Origin of the sequence: Enterococcus sp. DIV1283b, assembly GCF_051710965.1 — a bacterium.
In the GTDB taxonomy this organism is placed as follows: domain Bacteria; phylum Bacillota; class Bacilli; order Lactobacillales; family Enterococcaceae; genus Enterococcus_B; species Enterococcus_B lactis.
In genome coordinates this window covers 608,553-626,567 of record NZ_JBIOLR010000001.1, presented here as the reverse complement: position 1 = coordinate 626,567, position 18,015 = coordinate 608,553, and the positions used below count along the sequence as shown (strand labels likewise).

The window sequence follows — 18,015 nt, the reverse complement described above, 5'->3', positions numbered from 1 at the left end:
TTTACGCTTCCTCTTCTGTAGGCGCATCTGTTAACGACCATGTAAATGTTGAAACGTAGTTGTCTACGGCATAATTGGATACAGGAACAAATAATTCCACTGATTGTCCCCCTTGTTCCGCATTTTCCCCTAGTGAATAAATCCATGTGCCAATCCCTTCATTTGCCCCTGCAGTTACTAGATCTACTGCCTGATCTGCTGGGATCTCGATTCCTTCAGCGCCAGTTCCAGAAATGGTAGATGGCGTTCCACTGCTATTAGTTGCGCTATTTCGAATCACGGCATTTTTGAATTTCACCTTTGAACCAGTTAGTTTATTCGTATCAGATGTTGTACCAATAAATTCTGTTCGTTTGACTGATAGTTTCCAACCAGCATAATTTCCGCTTTTATCCGTCACTTGTACGAAATTCTGTACTTGTGTTGGTGCCCCAGTACTGTCCGTTCCGCTTTGTAATGCAGCATATACTGTTTTTGCTGTGCCTAACTTGATTGTTCCGAAATCAAGATCTGGAGCTTGGTCAATCGTCAGTAATCCGGATGTTCCCTGATTTGGTTCGTCAGGTGTAAACGGCGTATCGGGATCATTTGGATCAACGGGAGAAACCGGAACGACGTCTTCAGGATTTGCGGCATCTGGTTTTTTTACAGAAATCGTTCCTTCTGTAGTGGCTGAGCTCTTATTCTCAGCAAAAACACTTTGTGTACATAATAATAGACTTCCAGCTAGAACGGTACTTAATGCAATTATTTTTTTCATTTCTTTTTCCTTCTTTCTTTTAAAATAAATAATCCAGCAAATAAGCCAATAAGAATGACTCCAACAAGTATTAGCCATCGCCAGTCAAATGTTTCTGGCTGATTTTTTAAATCAATATCCTTTTCATTCAATTGGTCCGCTGCATCATCAGTTATTTCAAAATCAGTATGAAGATTCCAGCGTTTTTCTTTCCAAGCACCCTTCACAACCGCTTGATAATGTCCCGGAGCTAATTTTTTTCCTTCTAATGGGACAAGTAAATCAAAATTTGTATTGGGTGCTACATCTATTTTTTCTTTTTTTATTGAAAGGTAAGGTTCTTTTGTTTCTTTTTTGTAGATTTCAACCGATGTAGTCAAGCCGAACATATAAGAAGCATTTGGATTTTGAAGATTCACCTTAATCACATTTCTTCCATCGCTTTGATCCGCATAAGCTTTTTTTAATTTCAAATCTGGGGAAAACTCTTTTTCGCTATTTCGAATCAAGATTGCTTTCACTTGAGAAAACTGATTGACGACACCAACTGTACTTTTGTTAGAAACGTTCTCTTTTTTTTCTTGAAACGTGATCCCTCCTGCGACCACACCAGCCAGCTCTTTTTCTGGAGCTTTCAGTGAAAGTGTCTCAGTGACCGCACTTTGAGGAGGAATAGTTATTTCTCCCACTGTTTTTGCTAAGTTTTTCATATCATAACTTAATGTTTCATCTAATTTACTTTTTGATTCTCCATATTCGATCACACCGTTTGAATTCGTCGTAGCAGAGTGGATCAGTGTCTCAACTGTTACTGGTTTATCTGTTCGGTTAAAGACCGTGTAGGGGATTTCCTGTGTTTTTCCAGGCTCCATCCTTACATTTATATATGTTTTGTTCTTATTGATCTGATTAGCTGGTAATTCAAAATCTACCGCAAAATTGAATTCGGAGGCATGGACAGGTGTCTGCCAAAGGATGAATCCAAGGAGAAGGATCAGAAGTAAAGAGCAGTTGTTTCGATGACTTTTATTCCATATTCGATTCATCAATCATCCTCCTTGATCTTTATTCTGTCGGCGCATCTGCTAATGTCCATGTCATCTCTGCTGAGTAATCACCAGCTATCTGATTTTCTTTGGTTAAGACAAGTTTAAACGCCCGACCGTTATTTAAATATTCTGAATAATCTGCTTGCGCATTCGTAGAATTTTGTCCTTCGACAATTTCCAGTTCTTCTTCATTCACTAATTGATACTCCTCGCCTTTCTTGAAATAAAGGACATCCTGCATAGAAAATCCTGAATCGTTTGTAAAGGGCTGAGATAGTTTTATTGTTAAGATCCATGGACTTTTTGTTTCTCGTTGGTCATAAATCCATAATTTTTCCTGCCCATCCATTTGGCCAAATGCTTCTTGCGTCAAACCAGTTGCTTTGATCTGTCCAAAATCGAGTTTGGAAGGGGCAAGAAATGAGAGACCACCTTCTACTACGATCTTCGCAGCAGGCGCAAAAGGCGGAGCATCATGATAGACAACTGGCGTATCACTTGGATTGTGATTCCCGATTTCATCGTTGGTACTTGGCTTATTCTGTACACCCTTAGCAGCAGCTTCTCCTGCTTGGTCGTTTAATACGATTTCTAATACATCTCCTGCAAAAAGCTGATTTTCTGGGATAGAAAGAACAAATTTCCCTGTATCATCAATAGTGGTTTCTGACAAAACAGCTTGATTTTTTTTCAATGAAACCAAAGCTCCTGCTTCGCCTGTACCTGTGATTGAGCGAGAAGCTGCATTGATCAATGTGGTACTTAATTTAGCAGGCTCAGGAGGAATGACATCGACTGTCGTTTTGGCAGAGTCCAGTTCTGTCACTTCTTGGCCGCCTCTTACTTTTTTAGCAGCAACAACTTGCACTTGATCCCCCGTTTCTAATCTCTCATCGTTGGGTACTTGAACTTCGAACAAGCCGCCTTGTTCGCCTTCTCCCCATGGGTTATATCCTGCCCCTTCATTTTCATCTGTTTGTCCTTGCGTGAGAGCAGTAATTTCTACAGGTGATTTCGTCGTATCTGCATAAGTAATACGTAAAGTCACTTCTACTTCGCCTGTCCATGCATCTCTTGGCTTTGCCTCGACACCTTCGGGAACAACGACATGCCCATAGATTTTTTTATCTGCATTCGTTGGTACTCTTAAGGATTCAATCATCGGGATCTGATTATTGGCACTGATTCGATTATAATTTTTCATTCCGGCACCTGTTTGAGAAAATTCATTTGTTAAACTTGCACTAGGACTTGATACGAAATTGCCTAAGTCGGTCCCATTGATCGATAAGTCTGTCATATCAGAAAAATAATCCGGGTCTTTTTCAAAGTTATCGAATGTTGCGCCTGTTTTTCGCCATAAAGCGATTTCTGAATGGGCGATTTTTAAAGAAGAATCTCCATTTCCTTGGAATACCCAGCCCCCTATGCCATTGGTCTCGCTTCCGATCCGTTTGTTTTGGAAATCGAAATAGGTAGGAGATTCTAAGTCCACATTCAACACATCCCCACTGATGATGCCGGTCTTATCTTCCCCTGTTTTCCCGACCATGACTAAATAAGTTTTTTCGCCTGCCATAAAATTTAAATCAATATCTCCAGTTGTATCTACGGTTGCTCCGGAATCTGCGCGTATATCGATATTTGATTTTTCTCCAGTGACCGTAAAATCAGCTGAACCTGGACTTTCTAGAAAACCAGAAGCGTCATAAAATTGGATCGCTTGGTTTCCTTGATTGAGTCTGTTCACGTAAGATTTGCCATCCCCTGCATTTCTTACCCTCAATGAACCTCCATTGGTTACTGTCAGCTTTTGCGTACCGTTCTCAAAACGAACTGCGCTGGAACGCCCACTTTGCTTATCGATGTCGATAACTGATCCGGCTCCTTCTACGATCAAAGAAAGGCCTTTTCCTACAAAACGCATCCCATTGTTTCCAGTTTGGTCGCCATCTCCAGCCATTTCGACCGAGATTTGTCCACCACTTGATACATGGATTTGACTAGAATCTCCTTGCAGGCGAAATCCGCCAGTAGTTGCTGTATTGATTGTGATTTTTCCACCATTCGATACAGCGACTTTCGATCCTGAACCTCTCATTTGGATGATTCCGCGATTGTTGTCGTTGGTAATATTGATCTTTGTATTTACCGAAAATTCGCTTCCCGAACCACTGACTTCAAATGTGACATTACCAGGTAGCGTATCGACTGCCTCTCCTTCATCGCTGACGCCATCTGCCCGATCATAATCAAGAGAGACCTTTGAACCGCTTAAGATATGGATTCCTGGCGCTGTTTTCCCACTGCCAGTCTCATCACCTGAATCTAGAAAACCGTAGAATTTCCCTAGATATGGTCCATAAAGTTGACTACCATTGATCACATTCAATTGATAGCTTCTACAAAAATAGGCTTTACCCGGAGCGGCATTCATCCCTTCTTTCACTGGTTGGACATCCAACACACCGGAAACACCATCTAATGTAACAGTTGCACGAGGTGCGTAAATCAGTCCTAATTTGGACCCATCATACAAATCAAGTGTCCCAGTGAATTTGATTTCTCCCGTAAAATGATATCTGCTTCCCCAAAAATCGGTCATATAAGCAATGATAATGGCATTTCCATCGATATTTGGTAACAGTCCACCTGGATGAGCAGCTGTTCCTTTAAAATTCTGGAACTCGATCGACTGAGGTATCTCATTGATATAAATATGGTGTGTGCCAAAATTGTGAGCGAATCCACCAAAATCAATAACGACATCTCGTTTGATTTCTAATTCCCTATCTAAAGTCAAAGGCTGAGTCAGTCGGATCTTAGCTACTGATTCGTCTGCGAGAAGCTGAGCCAGTTCTTCTGTTGTGGCAGCTTCGCTGTACCCATCCGCTGAAACAGCTCTTGCCAGTACCGCTTCACTGCTATCAGACGTTTGTTCAGCTACTTCTGAGGTCTCACTTGTCTTATTTTCTTCTTGCCTTTTATTAGTAGGAGCCTCACTTTGGGATTCTGTAGTTTCAGAAGTAATCGATTCTTCTGAAAAAGTAGTCTTGTCAAAACTTTGTTTCTCTGATTGCGTTGATTCGTTTGTTTTCTCTACATCGGCAAAAACGGATGTCACCATCAAGAGAGGGAAGACAAACAAAATCGACGCAATCAGCTTTTTTACATATTGATTCATTCTCCACCATCCTCTCTGACGTTTTGACAATTTTATTTTATCGTTTTAATCTATTTCCAATTGTACTTTCATATTTAAAATATGTATTTTTATGGAAAAATTTTTCTATTAGGTGAAAATTTCTTTTTTGTACAAAAAAAAGGCTGTGACAAAAGTCTTGTCACAGTCCCTTATCCCGAACAAGCGGTGTTCTCCCGCCAACTCCTCGGTCACAACCACCATTTTAACAATAAACCTGTAAATGTGAGGGCAATACTTTGATATTTACAGGTAATTTGTCCCCTTCATCCCCATCAACATTCGTCGTCAATTCTTCCACATCAGCTAATGACACAACTAATTGCTCACAAGTAAGGTATGCTAGGTTTTTCGTTGATTCATCTACTCCTTTTAATAGGTCTGGCAATGTTTTAAGCGTATCGATCAAAGAAGAATCTTTTAAATAAACTAAATGGAGCTTACCATCATCCACTTTTGCATTTGGAAGCAATGTCTCAAATCCGCCGACTGAGTTAGTTAGTCCTATCAGTAGGGTACTACTCTCAATTTCTTCCTTCTTTCCATCAACTTCTACGTGAAACGAGTAGGATTGTGTGGAAGCTAACTGTTTGATTCCTGACATGAAATAAGCTAGTTTTCCGAATTTCGTCTTCTTCTCCGCATCTACATCATTGATTGCTTCAGGAATAGAGCCAATTGCAACAACATTCATAAAATAGTCATCATTTATTTTTCCAATATCCAATGGTTTGACTGATTCAATCGAAAAATGATTGATCGCTTCCTCAGGTTCTAGCGGTATCCCTAATGCTCGAGCCAAGTCATTCACCGTACCTAATGGGAAAAAGCCGAAATTTGGCCGATGTTCTTGTTCAGCGATTCCACTGATTCCTTCGTTGACTGTTCCGTCTCCGCCCATGACAAATACACTATGATACCCTTCCACAGCCGCCTCGCGAGTAAAGTTTTTTGCATCCCCTGCTTTTTTTGTATGCAAGACGACCACTTCATCAAACACCGATTCCAATTTTGCTATCGCTAATTGCTCAAATTCCTTTGCTTGTTCACCGCCTGAACTGGGATTTACCACTAATAAAGCTTTTTTCATCACTTTCTTTCCCTTCTCATTGATTTCTTTAATATAACGATAGCATAAAGAAAAAAATTAGGCTGTGATGAAGTACTGTTCATGAAACATTCATTTATTTTTTGACAAAATAAAACAGCCATACTATGAAACTGAAGAAACTTAAAACAATGATATAGGAAATAAAAGAAAATGATAGGCGTTGCACACCTAATAAGGTAAAAATTTTAGGCGGCAGATAAAAGCACAAAAATAGCAGGAGAATGTAAGAGCGTCTCTTCCAATTTTTGTTGTCAGACCTCATAGCGATAAGAGGAATACCACATGCATAACTGAAAAACTCTTTATGTATCGTTAACGTTTCATGGTCTTGAATAATAAATGCTACAATCCCTGCTATAATCAGGGTGCCTAATACCAAAACGGAAAATCGATGAATATATTTTATATACAAATGATCCATTGTACTTCCTGCCTTTTTATTTGTGAGAAAAAAAATCCTTATACGTGAATAACTTCTAGAAATAAAAGAAATTTGCAAAATCACTCCATTTATCTACGTATACGTATATTTTTTGATATCGTTTTCTTTATTTAAGATTATACAGAAAAATATCTAGGGTGGCTATCTTGGATTCCAACTAAAACAAAGAGTTTTTTAAATAAAAAGAACTAAATCAAGTAGTAATGAAACTACTGTTGATTTAGTTCTAATAAAAAGATTTAGATGAACAGTTTTATTGATTTAAATAGTTCATATTTTTTATTTATTCCGCTTATTTACTGCTTGCTGTGCTGGAATCTGAAGTAAATGTACTCAAAACATTTTCAAAGTCTTTGTCTTTGATTTTTACATTGGCATCTTTCAATACTTCGCCGACTACTTTATTTTGAAATGCACTGTCGCTCAATTTCGTTTCAGTCGCGATTTCTTTCAATTCTTTTTTGTATTTATCCATGTCGTTACCTTTGTTTTGGTTTTTCACCATTTTGACCACATAGTATTCTGGAGCATAAGTTGCAGCATTGGTAGAAGTGACCACATCAGAAACTTGACCGTCTTTCAACTTGAAAGCTGCTTCTTTGACTTCTGCCGGAATCGTTGTAGTAGTTGAATCAAATTTCACTTTTCCGCCATCTTCTTTTGTTTTAGTATCAGTTGACTTGTCTTTGGCTAATTTAGAGAAATCGTCTCCCTTATCAGCAGCTTTCTTCACGTCTTTCGCATCATCTTCACTTGCTACTTGGATGATTTGAGCTTCCACTTCTGGATGGAAAGTTTTCCAAGCCGTTTTTAGATCTTCATCGGTCAATTTGATATGTTTCTTTAGGCCTTCTTGGAAGGCTAAACTTTGTTTGATACTGTCTTTGAATGTTTCTTCTGTGTAACCTGCAGTTTTCAATTGTGAATCAAATGAATCTCCCAATTGTTTCTTTGTTTGATCATATTGGGAATCGACTTCTTTGGTTGATACGTCATCTCCATATTTATCTTCAAATACTTGATAAACAATCAACTGTTGCACAGCTGAGTCTGCTCCTTGCATTTTTTTCAAGCTGTCCATTACTTCTTGTTCGCTGATTGTGCCGCCTTTATAACTAACGGCTGTTTTTTCACCGGCATTCGTACAGCCTGACAATAAGCCAGCGCCTAGTACGATGGCAAGTGCTAAAAATCTTTTTTTCATTTATCAATTCTCCTACTTTCGTTTTTTGCGAATTGCTAAAAACAAAGGTGCTCAAGATGAAAATCATCAAGAACACCTTTACTAATCTGCTCGATACGTCCTGAATAGATATAAGGCTACATAATCCAGAAAATTCGCTCAGCAGAATAAATGTCAAGTAGCATATCACACCTTAATATACTACTTCTTTTGTTATCGTTTTTCAAGTCTATCTTGCGTTACGCTTTTAACATAACTAATTCTTAGAACAAATGTTATCAATTTTGTTTTTCTTCTTTCACTGTTGGGATATTCAAATCAGACTCTTTTATGTCCGATTTTTCAGACATTTTTTTGTTGTTTTTATTGAAAAAAAGGTTGATTTTTTATTTGTTCCCTAAAGCATGATCATCTTGTTTCCTATTTTGGTCAGATATGGATCATGCGTGACCACGATAACTAACGTACCTTGGGAAGCCTGTTGCGATAAGATTTCAACGACTTGCTCCTTATTTCGTTTATCTAATGATCCAGTTGGTTCATCGGCTAAAATGATTTTGCTATTCTTCAATAAGGCTCTCGCACAGGCGATTCTTTGCTTCTCACCACCAGATAATGTATAGATAGGCGTACTTAGCTTCTTGTTTATATTAACTTTTTTCAATGCCTCATATTTTGCTGTTCGTTTATCCGAAGAATTTAAATTCGAAAACTTCAATCCAATATCTAAATTAAAATCGATCGTTTCATATTCAATCAACCCAAAATCTTGAAAAAGAAAAGATATGATATTTCTTTTTATCAAGCGCTTCTCTCTTCCAGTTAATTGTTTCGTCTCTTGATCGAACAAATAGAATTGTCCTGAACTGAACCGATCATTCAATCCTAATATATTCAATAACGTACTTTTACCTGCCCCACTTTCTCCAACAACAGTCACAAGATCCCCAGCATCCGCAGTGAAACGATCCAAATGAAGAATCGTTTTGTTTCGAATGATTTTTTTCGCACCTTTTATCACTATCCACGGCTCCAATTGTTAACCTCCATTCATCAACAATAACTGACTTTTCTTTTCTGTAGACAAAATAAAAACAACTGAAAGAATAAAATCAATGAAACTAAAGAAAAAAATATTAAAAAGATATTTAGGCTCTCTTTCTATAAGAAAAAGGAAGATTACACTTGTCGTCCCCCATTTGATGAGGTTCATCATGAAGAAATCTTTATACGTTTCAAAGAGCGAATAACCACTTGAACGAAAGATAGCGATTTTTCGACAATTGTAGACAAAATATATGCATAACATGACATAGCTCAACAAGAAGAAAGAAAAGAAAGTGAGTAAAAATATCTGTATCAAGTAATGAAATGATCTGCTTAACACTTTGACAGCTATCTCTTCAGTCTGAGTATACGGAAATGATAACTGCAAGTTATCACGTAACTGACTTTCTTCAATCAGCTCAAATAACCTTTCTTCCGACAAAGAGCCTATCTTGATCTTTAACGGCGGATAGATTTCTCCGCTGAGAATATTTCTTTCCCAATACGTACTGTTTTTCAATGTCAGTATTTCAACAACCGGATAATGTTCGATCCATGGGATAGAAGGAATAAATGTATAAATGGGTTGATTGTTTTTTATAAATAGAAATTCCGGTTCTTTTTCACTGATTTCTTGATAATATTCTGTTATTTGCGCCAGATCATTTTTTAAATCTGTATGTTTATATCGTTCAGGGATCAATATAACAGGGTGCGTTTCTTCTTCGGTTATTTGGATCAAGCTTCCAGAGACATCAATCAAAGGAAATTTCTTAAGATAATTCAGATTTATTTTTATCCCTCTGCCAAACTGTTCATTTTCTTCATTCAAGTAATCTGATACATTGACTAATATACTTCCGTTTTTATTCAAAGTTTCATATAATTCCTGATCTGCTGCTGATGCAAAACGATTGGAATAAATAAAATCCACATGGTTTTTCCCGATGGTTACTGGATAAAACACATGATAGTCTTCATCAGCGATTTCTTTTGGCGGTTCATGGGAAACAGCTAACTGTGAAGAAGAAAAAACGATAGTTGCTAATTCGACATTGGCAACGGTCAAAAGAAGAGCAAACAACAATCCAAATGTAAAAAGAATGTATTGGATATAGTTGAACGCTTCTCTTAACGAAGCGATTTTTTCAACTAATAAAAGAGAAATCAAAGAGATACCATATATTCCGCTGAACAAGAAAACGTACATCTGGAACAAATAAAGAAATTGCTCCTTATAATACATAAAAATAAAACCACCAATAATTCCTGCAATTATGAATGTAGTAATGATTTTCTTTTTCCCCAATAAACACCACAATACTTGATGTAATGAAAAGCCATTATTCAACAATAAACTGATTTCTTTATTCATCAATAAGAAAAAGGACGGCAACAAATGGAATAAAAGAATCAATCCAATAGTTAAATACACTCGATAATTATATACGTCTGTACTTGAAATAATCGAATACGAATAGCTATTTTCAAAGTCTTCAAAAACATGAGTCGCATAACCAGTGTGAAATGCTTGATTGAATCGTTCCACAAATAGTGAAATGAACCGTTCATAGTCTTCTTTTTCTCTCGTCATCAAGAAAAATTCACCTTCAAAATCTTTTATTTTGATCGATTCTTCAATGGACATTACGTGAAAGGAGGTATTAGAATAGGGTACCTTCTCATGAGAAGATTTGACATTCCCTTGATAATACAATGTCATTTCAAGCTTTGGCTGTATCTTGAAGTTCCAAGATGTATCTACTTCATTGGATTCGTTTACGGTTTTTTTCATATAAGAAAGCTCAGTTTCTGAAGATACATTTTCAAATACCATGATTAGCTGCTCATATTCTTCTCGCTCAATAAAATGTTGTGGCAATCGAATCGGAGTATAAGCATCCGTTTGGTGGAAAAATTCATTTGTCCGATAGAGTACCTGTTTATTTATACTAACCAAAGCAAAACCAATCATGATACCGATCACTATGATTGTGAGTAAAACTGTGAACTTTTTTTTGATTATCACCACTCTCCTTTCCTTAAAACTATTCTTTGATAAAATCATACCGTTTTTCATCAAAAAAACGTATCTATCAAGTGTATAGGTCATGTAGAATAAATCTATATACTGTAGAATCGAAAGGAGAAGAAGATGAACATCGGAGAAAAAATACGAACTTACCGCAGAAATTGTAACCTTACTCAAAAAGAATTAGGCGAAAAAATCGGTGTTTCCGATAAAACAATCTCTAGTTGGGAAAATTCTCGTACAATGCCAGATTTTGAAATGCTGTCACTTTTACATCAGACTTTAGATCTACCGATTGATTTTCCTTCTATTGAGCCAACTGCCGAATCAATAGAACCGACATTGCCGGATGAACCTCTTGTTATCAAGAAATTTTATTCATCAAAACCACCATTATCACTCAAAAAGGCACTATCTTTCTTTCTGCTCGGCTTTTGTTTGGTCTATCTTTTTCTTATCAATTATCAATACAAAAATGAAACGGTTGATCGATTCAATCCTTTTTTGAAACAACAAATCGGCTATACCACACTCCCTGTAGGATACGTGGACAATTCCATCGAACATTGGGTATGTAATGATATCTTTGGCCATGGTACATGGCTGTCTTTTCACGCTGGAGAGGTAGAAAAAGGTAAGAATCATGCTGTAATCAAACACAAAGGAAAACACGTCATGAACGTTCGCCTGCTCTCTTGGGAAGCCATTCCCTCAGATTACCAAGAAATCCTCAGTCAAGACTATGACGACGCCTTAAAAAGAACCCCTCAGGAGCCAGATAGGCATTAAGTAAAAGATGAACGTAGAGATAGAAAAAATCAATGCACATGATCTTATCCAAAAAAACAGGGGTACAAATTAATTGAAAAAGCTTTGAGATGAAAGTCGTCAAATAAATAAAAATCTCTGCCTAATCGAAAAATTTGATTAGGCAGAGATTTTTATTCTGGAGAAGCACTGCTCTCACAACCTCCTTAACCGATTCGAGACGCTTTGAACATTGTCTAATGCCGCATCTACCCATTGGCCTTTGGCGGCAGCAGAAACATTGTTTTTATAGGTATCACTGGCATTCTTCAGTTTAGTTGCTCCTTGGCTTTTTCTTTCTCGTGTGAGGGATTTTCTAGTTTGGGATGTAGCTTTGCTGGGACTTGCTACAAGTAAACGGATGAGTTGTTTTTCCAGATTCTTTCGTTGCTGGATTAATTCATTATTTGCTCCTTCAAGTAAAGCATCTACACCATTCATAATCCAATCGAATTCAAACATAGGATTCTCCCTCTCTTTTTGATTTTCTGTATTCTTCTTCATACTGACGGATCTTTTTGTTATATATAGATTGATTTTCATGTAGTCGTTCTTCCAGATTCCGTTGGGTTGCTCGTGTTCGTTGCCGTGATTCTTCACTTGCTTGTTCTAAGAGACGATAGACTGCCCTTTTATTTTCGGGAGGGTTGGTCTCATAATGTTTAGCGGTGGCATTGATTTGCACAGAGATATTTTCTAAATAGCGTTGAAATTTTCTTTGCTCATTCGACAGATAATCCAGATGGTTTTCTAATGCTACGCGATTTTTACGATAAATTTCTTCGGTTTCTTCTATTTTCCTTCTGATTTCTTGTTCCATTTATTCACCTCTAAAATAAGTAATGGCTGAGCTCATGATCAGAATCTACTTGCCTATTGATCGTTTGTTCAATGTTTCTTAACAGCCTTTCAAGCTCTTCTTCTGATTTTCTAAGCGTTGCTACTGTTCGTTCATATTCATTTACTGGGTCTATCCGTATACTCCGTTCCGTTACTCCACAAGAATCAAGTGCTTCCAGTTCTTCATAATATGTCAGACTTGCTCCCCAATAGCGGGCGTCTAATTTTGTCGTTTGCCATAATTCATTGGCATTTCTAATTTCTGTTTGGAACCATTTCTTTAATTCACTAATTTCTGTCTCCACTGTTTTTTTGTACCCACTAGTAATCGCTTTGGCTTGTGATGCATCCAAAAATATTTTTTGAGCAGAAGATAGACTGCCTTTTGCTAGAAAGTGTCTCTTCACGTTTTCGATGCCAGCAAGACGCTGCTGGGTTTCCAACCCGATCACATCAGGTTCTTCTTTCGTATCAAGCAAGACATTCCCGAATTGGTCATACTGATATCCACCCCACATGTGCTGGTCGACCCACCCGACTTTTTTAGACAACACTGGGCGCATTCGGCCGATCATTGGCTTGTCTTTGCTATAGCCGATTGGTACCAAGTCTTTCTCATCGACATAATTATGCAGTTTTCCTGACCTCGTCAGAAGATCAGCGGTCACTCGCTGACTTGGCGTCAATACCGTATAAATATTGGGTCCTTGGAAAAAATACCCTCCACTAAGACGCCTGCTTTCCTCCAATGACAAATCAGCAACAGCATATTGTCCATTCATGGAGCCTAAAGAATGACCATAGACGAAAAACTGGGCATTAGGATACTGGCGCATCGCTTCCTTCAAGGTCTCCGCAGACGTTCTTAATTGCGGGGGTGGCGCGCCTTGTTCAGCCGCGAGGATCTTACGTGCCATATCCACATTGTTGACGACCCAGTCTTGCCACACATCGCCAGTTTGTTTCTTGATTTTGTCTAAGCCTGTCGAACCGCGATAAAGCACCGTTACTTCTTTAACCGCCAATCTTTTCGGCAATGGCGCAACCGGGGAAACGAAGCGGTCCGTATGGGTGATGACAAAAGACTGTTCGCCGGAGGGGTTGTTGATGACTTGGGAGACGTAGCCGATTGTCTTAGTTTTGTCTTTTATTTTTAGCTCTTGTCCCATACTTAGTTTACTGTATTCTAACTGGGCAATTTCTACATGTTCTTTATCACTATAATAACTAGTCATTATTTGTACTCTCTTTCAATAATTCGCTAAGTTTAGGTGAAAGTGCGCTTCCTCCACCTTCTAACTCTTCATTTCTATATTTATTCAAAGAATCATGAATATACAATTCCTTATCATTATTTAAATATGCTGTAAACATAATACCGCCCATCGGATTGTGTTCTATACTGTTGTAATCGATTTCATAAGATTGGATCACTCCTTCTGGGGTCAATGCTTTAGGGTCCAAGTTCTTCAAACCTTCTTCAACTACCTGTTTTGCCTCCTCGCTTTTCACGACTTCGATCATTTCTTTTTGTAACTTTTCTGCTTTATTTTGCTTGTCTATCACTAGTTTTCCTCCTATTCCTAAAAGTATGAGTACGCCGATCAGTGGGATCAGCCATCGTTTTTTCTTTTTCATTTAGGCTCCTTTTTTAGTTAGTAAAGTGATCCGGGATTTATAAATTCATCACAAAGTTTATAATTTTAATGGTTTATTTATCTTCTCTATACAAAATCCTAACTATATAAAAGCGCATTCATTTAAATATTAACATAAAAGCCTTTATACAGGATTCCATATTTTTACTATAAAAATAAAAAAAGTTTATAAAATAATAGTTAGATAATGAAAAAATATCATACTCTTGCGTAATTTAAACAAAGAGAATGATATCTTATATATTTAAGTCTTTTCTGTTTATTTTTGGGTTATCTTCAACATTGTTTAATCATTAGAACTAGTTCTATCAATCTTGTCCTTTCTTTACCCCTGTTGCCATCTCAAAAACAAACACTTTTATGTCCGATTTTCCAGACATTTTTTCGTTGTTTTATTAGAAAAAATTTGTTTTTTCATTATGATAGTTAGAAAAAAATGAATAACTATTCTATTATTAGGCTATTTGTATTATTCTTCTGTCACTTTTCTATCAAAAAAGCCAGAAATAACTAGATATAGGTATTTCTGGCTTTTTTGATTTGTTTATTCATTATCCCCACTCAAAGAGGTTTGACCATTGGACTCTATGATTTTTGATATGGATCTTAATTTTAGAAGTAGTTGAATAACTACATAAAAAATCAAGCTACAAAAATGACAAAAAGTAATAAAAATAATGTGGCATGTAGACAAACAGAGAGTTATTTATAATTAGAGATCGTCTTAATCCCTTCTATTTATGAGGATATCGGTTTATTCATTTATAGCTATTATTAGGAAGTAACCACATCTGTATTTTTTCTAAAAATTTAAACTCATCTTCCGTAACTGAGTATACATGAAAGTTTTCATTTCTAATTCTAGATAACTTTTCCATCCACTTTGTCTTGTCTGCTTTCTTCCCAGATCTCTTCTTATCTTCAGGCAAAGTATAATCTTTCTCAAACACATTTTGCCAATTATTTAAAACTATTTCTCTATAATGGATAAAATTAAGACAATCCCATGGCTCAACTTCTTCTCCAGCCATTTTTTCGTAATTTTTTTCAATAGCCAAAGTATTAGCTTCCGAATACACTTTTTTAGGTAATCCTTTTTTAAACCAATCATCCCCAAATTGAGCCTTTAATTTCTTTTTGCAGTCCCCTTTTATATAGAGTTCTAAATCTCTGATCATTCTATATGATATTTCATTATATCTCATATCATTATCTTCCCAATATTTCATCATTCCTTGTGGAGAAAAATCCTTACATCTAGAATTCAATTCCTTTTGTAAAGTTCTCCAATATTTAATCTTTCCCCCTGCTCCATAATTTCCTTTTATAGCTTTTTTCTCTTCTACTGTAATAGAATTATAATAATCTACTAAATAATCTAAGTAATCAAAAACTAACTTTAAGTCTTCTTTACTATATAACTTTTCAAAAGTTAATAAATTTTCATGCATCAAATGATTAGTTATATCATCAATAATACGAATCAAACTATAAATACCTGGATTAGTTACTATAAAAACTTGTTCCTTCTCAATCGTTTCCCATTGATCCTCTACTTTAGTTTTAACATACCACAGACACTCTTTAAGGTACTTTAGAAGGATATCCAACGTTTCTTCATTATTTTCATTATCTAAAGTTCCTTTATGAATCAACTCATTATTTTTATTAAATTATCCTAAAAAGGAACAATCGTCTAAGGCTTTTTTTATAAAATCTATTGTAATACAGCAGTAATCTGTTTTGGAATTTTCACCGACTAAGACCCTATTATATAGTGGAGAATCTCTATCTTCCCCTAGTTTTTGAGCAATTAATAATTTTAATGCAGTTTTTCTTTCACTTAAAGAGTCTGATTCCCACAAAAGATCTGAATTTAAAGTATTTCTTAGATTTTTTGAAACAGATTTTTGATTTTCATTTATATCCATAAATAACTTTATTTGTTCTTTTCTATCAAGATTTACAAACGCCACAACAGGAATTGAATTTGATTCCGAAAAATTCAAATTAGAATATCCGTATAATCTATGTTGTCCATCAATTATATAAGCAGATCTATATAGCTGCGGCAGATATAGTATTCCTACACGTGAAATTGATTCTTCGATTTGATTTCCTATTTTATCAAATCTCAATTTTTTTCCATTTGTATCTAAATTAACTATCAAAGAATTTGGAAAAAAGCCTCCTTCAGAAATAAAACTTCTTATAGATTTTAATCTGTCTTTCTTTATTAAGCGCTGATATGTTGGCATCATACTATTATTTGCATTATTTCGATGTAAAACATAACCTATTTTTAATAGCTTCTCAGGTTCTATTGAGAAAGAATAGTATTTGTGTCCACCCATTCGCCCCTCGATTGCCGGTATTTTATTATCCATACCTTGAATTTTTTGTCCTGGAAAAAGAAATCCCAATAATTGATATCTGGATGCTTCCCCTAAATGATTTACAAGTCCTTCATAATATAAAAGCATTTCTTCATCAAAATGCGTAATGCCATTTTTTTCCATAAAAAGAATGTCTTGGTCAGGTAACACGTAATTTTGTGTAGACAAAACAAAAGCACATTTTTTCTTCTCTTTAGAAAAATTACTGCGAGCCCATTGAATTAATGAGTGTTTTTTATCATATATTTTTTCAATATCCTTTAATAGACTTGTCCTATCTTGTTTTTTAGAACTAAATTTATTAAAAATAAATAATATAGTCTCATCATCAGAACAAAGTACTTCAACTTCTAAGCCTTCTATTAAAACTTTTTCGATATTAAGTTTATTAAATCCCATATTGTAAAATAAGAGCCAAATCCTATTGGCAAGTAATTCTTCTCCAGATTTCATTTTCTTTAATCTAACTTTTGTTTTAAATTCTCTATCTACAATCCAACCATCCCTACTCAAAGATTTTACTTCAGAAAAAGGAACGCTTCTAGTATGGTATTCTTTTCGTCTTTCTCTTTTTTCAGCCAAAAGTTCTTCCTTTCTTAAAACAGAAACATCCTTATCATTCATATTTAAATCTCCTTTATATTAGTAAAAACAAATTCTTTAACTTTACCTCGATTTGCGTTTTTCCCGCCAATTAAACTTGCTCTTGTTAATGGGTAAGTGAAATCATCCTCAATGTTAAATATTTCAAAAATTTTTTCATGAGCAGCATTTGTCAAAATATAATAGGCTTCCATTTCTTTTATATAATCAATCAATTCACGTAATCTATATTGATCTTCCAGTGAAAATAGCTTTTGATTATAACTAATGAAGCCATTCTCATTATGTGAAACAGTATAAGGAGGATCAAGAATCACTAGATCATTTTTTTGTATTTTACTCTTAACAGACATGAAATCATCTGTTCTTAGGGTAGCATTTGTCAATAACTTACTAACCATCAAAATATTATCTTCTTCTACTGTATAAGTAGGTCTGTATCCATAAGGTACATTATATCCGCCACTTCTATTCACCCTATATATACCATTATATGAAGTTTTATTTAGGTAAATAAATTGTGCAGCAGATAAAATGTTGTCATCAAATACTTTACTTCTCATTTCATAATAAAATTTTTCAGTATTTTCATATTTTTTCAACTCTTTTATTACAGCATATGGATCATTTTTTATTGCACAATATGTACCAATCAGCTCTTTATTTAAATCAGATAAATAGACTTGATTTTTAGGTTGAATTGCAAGAAAAATCGAAGCTCCTCCCAAAAAGGGTTCAAAATAATTATTAAACTTTAAATCTCCAATAATTGAATATAAATGTTTTTTTAACCAGCTTTTACCGCCTGCCCATCGCAAAAAAGGTTTAACCCTAAGTATATCTTCATTCATTTTAGTTCTCGTTCTCCTCTAAAACATATTATAAATAATAGTATTATTCTGTATA

At 35.6% G+C, this 18,015-nt stretch carries 16 protein-coding genes; 1 reads left to right on the top strand and 15 read right to left on the bottom strand.

Going from position 1 to position 18,015, the window contains the following annotated elements; all coding sequences use genetic code 11:
* Position 1: 1 nt before the first annotated feature.
* From IGJ53_RS02955 to IGJ53_RS02920, 8 genes are all read right to left on the bottom strand, one after another.
* Positions 2-760, bottom strand: a complete 759-nt coding sequence (locus IGJ53_RS02955; protein WP_259741783.1) for a WxL domain-containing protein — start codon at positions 758-760, stop codon at positions 2-4.
* Positions 757-1,785 (bottom strand): DUF916 and DUF3324 domain-containing protein, encoded by a 1,029-nt coding sequence (locus tag IGJ53_RS02950; protein WP_010732009.1) that lies wholly within the window; start codon positions 1,783-1,785, stop codon positions 757-759. Before IGJ53_RS02950 ends, IGJ53_RS02955 begins: the two co-directional genes overlap by 4 nt.
* A 19-nt stretch (positions 1,786-1,804) precedes the next feature.
* On the bottom strand, positions 1,805-4,972 hold the full coding sequence (locus IGJ53_RS02945) for an Ig-like domain-containing protein (RefSeq protein ID WP_438749527.1): 3,168 nt from the start codon (positions 4,970-4,972) through the stop codon (positions 1,805-1,807).
* A gap of 223 nt (positions 4,973-5,195) precedes the next feature.
* A complete protein-coding gene (locus IGJ53_RS02940; RefSeq protein WP_259741803.1) occupies positions 5,196-6,080 on the bottom strand; it encodes a diacylglycerol/lipid kinase family protein in 885 nt (294 codons plus the stop codon).
* A gap of 94 nt (positions 6,081-6,174) precedes the next feature.
* Complete coding sequence (locus IGJ53_RS02935) at positions 6,175-6,522, bottom strand: hypothetical protein (protein ID WP_042956882.1); 348 nt, start codon at positions 6,520-6,522, stop codon at positions 6,175-6,177.
* Between the two features lie 313 nt (positions 6,523-6,835).
* Positions 6,836-7,747: a peptidylprolyl isomerase gene (locus tag IGJ53_RS02930; protein ID WP_010732005.1), complete on the bottom strand. Its 912-nt coding sequence runs from the start codon at positions 7,745-7,747 to the stop codon at positions 6,836-6,838.
* A gap of 376 nt (positions 7,748-8,123) precedes the next feature.
* Positions 8,124-8,762 (bottom strand): ABC transporter ATP-binding protein, encoded by a 639-nt coding sequence (locus IGJ53_RS02925; protein ID WP_010732004.1) that lies wholly within the window; start codon positions 8,760-8,762, stop codon positions 8,124-8,126.
* 3 nt (positions 8,763-8,765) lie between these two features.
* Positions 8,766-10,802: a DUF1430 domain-containing protein gene (locus tag IGJ53_RS02920; protein ID WP_042956881.1), complete on the bottom strand. Its 2,037-nt coding sequence runs from the start codon at positions 10,800-10,802 to the stop codon at positions 8,766-8,768.
* A 126-nt stretch (positions 10,803-10,928) separates the two neighbouring features.
* Between IGJ53_RS02920 and IGJ53_RS02915 the strand changes: the two genes are divergently transcribed.
* A complete protein-coding gene (locus IGJ53_RS02915) occupies positions 10,929-11,594 on the top strand; it encodes a helix-turn-helix domain-containing protein (RefSeq protein WP_259741781.1) in 666 nt (221 codons plus the stop codon).
* Positions 11,595-11,768: 174 nt separating this feature from the next.
* Here the strand turns inward: IGJ53_RS02915 and IGJ53_RS02910 are convergent, their stop codons facing one another.
* From IGJ53_RS02910 to IGJ53_RS02880, 7 genes are all read right to left on the bottom strand, one after another.
* Positions 11,769-12,074 (bottom strand): hypothetical protein, encoded by a 306-nt coding sequence (locus IGJ53_RS02910; RefSeq protein ID WP_002373762.1) that lies wholly within the window; start codon positions 12,072-12,074, stop codon positions 11,769-11,771.
* Positions 12,067-12,432 carry a hypothetical protein gene (locus tag IGJ53_RS02905; RefSeq protein ID WP_010732001.1) on the bottom strand — a complete coding sequence of 122 codons (366 nt, stop codon included), beginning with the start codon at positions 12,430-12,432 and terminating at the stop codon, positions 12,067-12,069. Before IGJ53_RS02905 ends, IGJ53_RS02910 begins: the two co-directional genes overlap by 8 nt.
* A 10-nt stretch (positions 12,433-12,442) precedes the next feature.
* Positions 12,443-13,687 carry a hypothetical protein gene (locus tag IGJ53_RS02900; protein ID WP_010732000.1) on the bottom strand — a complete coding sequence of 415 codons (1,245 nt, stop codon included), beginning with the start codon at positions 13,685-13,687 and terminating at the stop codon, positions 12,443-12,445.
* Entirely contained in the window at positions 13,680-14,090 is a 411-nt protein-coding gene (locus IGJ53_RS02895; protein ID WP_010731999.1) for a DUF1310 family protein, read from the bottom strand. The genes IGJ53_RS02900 and IGJ53_RS02895 overlap by 8 nt, the downstream gene beginning before the upstream one ends.
* A gap of 778 nt (positions 14,091-14,868) precedes the next feature.
* Positions 14,869-15,765, bottom strand: a complete 897-nt coding sequence (locus tag IGJ53_RS02890; protein WP_259741780.1) for a hypothetical protein — start codon at positions 15,763-15,765, stop codon at positions 14,869-14,871.
* Positions 15,766-15,783: 18 nt separating this feature from the next.
* Positions 15,784-17,130 carry a DGQHR domain-containing protein gene (locus tag IGJ53_RS02885; RefSeq protein ID WP_259741779.1) on the bottom strand — a complete coding sequence of 449 codons (1,347 nt, stop codon included), beginning with the start codon at positions 17,128-17,130 and terminating at the stop codon, positions 15,784-15,786.
* A gap of 2 nt (positions 17,131-17,132) precedes the next feature.
* On the bottom strand, positions 17,133-17,960 hold the full coding sequence (locus tag IGJ53_RS02880; RefSeq protein ID WP_086285788.1) for a DNA adenine methylase: 828 nt from the start codon (positions 17,958-17,960) through the stop codon (positions 17,133-17,135).
* Between the last annotated feature and the right edge of the window lie 55 nt (positions 17,961-18,015).

Excerpts from the sequence above, each read along its gene's own strand:
- IGJ53_RS02880 (WP_086285788.1), bottom strand. The coding sequence starts at position 17,960 with ATGAATGAAGATATACTTAGGGTTAAACCTTTTTTGCGATGGGCAGGC.
- IGJ53_RS02895 (WP_010731999.1), bottom strand. The coding sequence starts at position 14,090 with ATGAAAAAGAAAAAACGATGGCTGATCCCACTGATCGGCGTACTCATA.
- IGJ53_RS02935 (WP_042956882.1), bottom strand. The coding sequence starts at position 6,522 with ATGGATCATTTGTATATAAAATATATTCATCGATTTTCCGTTTTGGTA.
- IGJ53_RS02930 (WP_010732005.1), bottom strand. The coding sequence starts at position 7,747 with ATGAAAAAAAGATTTTTAGCACTTGCCATCGTACTAGGCGCTGGCTTA.
- IGJ53_RS02910 (WP_002373762.1), bottom strand. The coding sequence starts at position 12,074 with ATGTTTGAATTCGATTGGATTATGAATGGTGTAGATGCTTTACTTGAA.
- IGJ53_RS02955 (WP_259741783.1), bottom strand. The coding sequence starts at position 760 with ATGAAAAAAATAATTGCATTAAGTACCGTTCTAGCTGGAAGTCTATTA.
- IGJ53_RS02900 (WP_010732000.1), bottom strand. The coding sequence starts at position 13,687 with ATGACTAGTTATTATAGTGATAAAGAACATGTAGAAATTGCCCAGTTA.
- IGJ53_RS02915 (WP_259741781.1), top strand. The coding sequence starts at position 10,929 with ATGAACATCGGAGAAAAAATACGAACTTACCGCAGAAATTGTAACCTT.
- IGJ53_RS02885 (WP_259741779.1), bottom strand. The coding sequence starts at position 17,130 with ATGAATGATAAGGATGTTTCTGTTTTAAGAAAGGAAGAACTTTTGGCT.
- IGJ53_RS02940 (WP_259741803.1), bottom strand. The coding sequence starts at position 6,080 with ATGAAAAAAGCTTTATTAGTGGTAAATCCCAGTTCAGGCGGTGAACAA.
- IGJ53_RS02950 (WP_010732009.1), bottom strand. The coding sequence starts at position 1,785 with ATGAATCGAATATGGAATAAAAGTCATCGAAACAACTGCTCTTTACTT.
- IGJ53_RS02945 (WP_438749527.1), bottom strand. The coding sequence starts at position 4,972 with ATGAATCAATATGTAAAAAAGCTGATTGCGTCGATTTTGTTTGTCTTC.
- IGJ53_RS02905 (WP_010732001.1), bottom strand. The coding sequence starts at position 12,432 with ATGGAACAAGAAATCAGAAGGAAAATAGAAGAAACCGAAGAAATTTAT.